At 71.6% G+C, this 1,907-nt stretch carries 2 protein-coding genes and 1 pseudogene; 2 read left to right on the top strand and 1 reads right to left on the bottom strand.

Going from position 1 to position 1,907, the window contains the following annotated elements:
- Positions 1 to 217 precede the first annotated feature (217 nt).
- Positions 218 to 1,258 carry a class II fructose-bisphosphatase gene (gene glpX / locus ACIQOV_RS39585; protein WP_030055344.1) on the top strand — a complete coding sequence of 347 codons (1,041 nt, stop codon included), beginning with the start codon at positions 218 to 220 and terminating at the stop codon, positions 1,256 to 1,258.
- 87 nt (positions 1,259 to 1,345) lie between these two features.
- Here glpX and ACIQOV_RS39580 read toward each other — a convergent pair whose 3' ends face one another.
- Positions 1,346 to 1,723, bottom strand: a complete 378-nt coding sequence (locus tag ACIQOV_RS39580) for a WhiB family transcriptional regulator (RefSeq protein ID WP_380357098.1) — start codon at positions 1,721 to 1,723, stop codon at positions 1,346 to 1,348.
- Positions 1,724 to 1,813: 90 nt separating this feature from the next.
- Here ACIQOV_RS39580 and ACIQOV_RS39575 point away from each other — a divergent pair.
- Positions 1,814 to 1,907, top strand: a pseudogene (locus ACIQOV_RS39575) (transposase); the annotation flags it as partial.

Here is a 1,907-nt window from a genome sequence, read left to right as displayed (position 1 = left end):
TGCGCCACAGACAGTCATCTCGTGGGCAGATACGATCGCAATACCCTCACCACGGACGGGTGATACCGGGCGAATCGGTGGTTTCCGCCACAGAGCAGCGACCTGCGCCACAGACAGTCATCTCGTGGGCAGATACGATCGCAATACCCTCACCACGGCGTTCGACCTGGCAGTAGTCGGGCGCTCACTGGCCGTCGCGTACAGAGAGGTAACGACGATGACCACGCAGTACCCGCACCACCTTCCCAGTGCCCTGGAGGTCGCGCCCGAGGCTCCGGACCGGAACCTCGCGCTCGAACTCGTCCGGGTCACCGAGGCGGCCGCGATGGCCGCCGGCCGGTGGGTCGGACGTGGCGACAAGAACGGCGCGGACGGTGCCGCCGTGAAGGCGATGCGCACCCTCGTCTCGACCGTGTCGATGAACGGCGTCGTCGTCATCGGCGAGGGCGAGAAGGACGAAGCCCCGATGCTCTACAACGGCGAGCGGGTCGGCGACGGCACCGGCGCCGAGTGCGACGTCGCCGTCGACCCGGTCGACGGCACCACGCTGACCGCCAAGGGCATGAACAACGCGGTGGCCGTACTGGCCGTCGCCGACCGCGGCACCATGTTCGACCCCAGCGCCGTGTTCTACATGGACAAGCTGGTGGCCGGCCCGGAGGCCGCCGAGTTCGTCGACATCACCGCCCCGGCGGCGGTCAACATCCGCCGGGTCGCCAAGGCCAAGGGCAGCGCCGTCGAGGACGTCACCGTCGTCGTGCTCGACCGCCCGCGCCACGACGGCCTGGTCCGGGAGATCCGCGAAGCGGGCGCCCGGATCAAGTTCATCTCGGACGGCGACGTGGCCGGCGCGATCATGGCCGCCCGCGAGGGCACCGGCGTCGACCTGCTGATGGGCATCGGCGGCACCCCGGAGGGCATCATCGCGGCCTGCGCGATGAAGTGCATGGGCGGCGTGATCCAGGGCCGGCTGTGGCCCAAGGACGACGCCGAGCGGCAGAAGGCCCTGGACGCCGGCCACGACCTGGACCGGGTCCTCACCACGGACGACCTGGTCAGCGGCGAGAACGTGTTCTTCGTCGCCACCGGGATCACCGACGGCGAGCTGCTGCGCGGCGTGCACTACCGCTCGGAGACCGCCACCACCAGCTCGCTGGTGATGCGCTCCAAGAGCGGCACCATCCGCGAGATCAACTCCACCCACAAGCTCTCGAAGCTGCGGGCGTACAGCGCGATCGACTTCGACCGCGCCAACTGAGCCCCACCCGAGCGCGCTTCGCGGCCCCGGCGGAATCCCCCTCCGCCGGGGCCGCGGTGCGTCGCCGTCCCGCTCTCGGGCCCGTCGTCACCCGGCTATCCGGCGCCGCGCGGCCGCCGTCACCAGGGCCGCCTCGCGCAGTTCCGTGTCCCGGCGCCGCCGCCGGGCCAGCACCACCCGCCGCTCGGCGGCCGTCAGCCCGCCCCAGACCCCGTACGGCTCCGGCTGGGCCAGCGCGTGCTCGCGGCACTCCAGCAGCACCGGGCAGCGGGCGCACACCTGCTTGGCCTGCTCCTCGCGCGACAGCCGGGCCGCCGTCGGCTCCTTGGAGGGCGCGAAGAACAGCCCCACCTCGTCCCGCCGACACGCGGCGCCGGTGTGCCAGGGGTTGTCCTCGCCCGCGGGGGAACCCGCCGGGCCGCCCTGCGGCTGCGGCTGCGGACGGACGCCGGGACGGCGTTCCAGGACCTGCGCAGCGGCGACTGGCGAGGTGGTGCGGGACTCGATCGGATGCAGCACGGCCGTACTCCTGACGAGGCTCTCGGACACGGGGTCATCAAGAAGACCAAGAACCGCTCGAAGTTCCTGGAGTTCTGCCGCTACCTGCGCTCGCTGCACCCGATGGACGTGCGCATCGCGATCGTGGCCG

Origin of the sequence: Kitasatospora sp. NPDC091257 (assembly GCF_044757675.1) — a bacterium.
Lineage (GTDB): Bacteria > Actinomycetota > Actinomycetes > Streptomycetales > Streptomycetaceae > Kitasatospora > Kitasatospora lactacystinica.
Note: the sequence above shows the minus strand (reverse complement) of the source record. Positions and strands in the feature narration are given on the sequence as shown.

What these genes read in the sequence shown, in the direction of transcription:
- glpX (WP_030055344.1), top strand. Translation starts at nt 218, where the DNA reads ATGACCACGCAGTACCCGCACCACCTTCCCAGTGCCCTGGAGGTCGCG.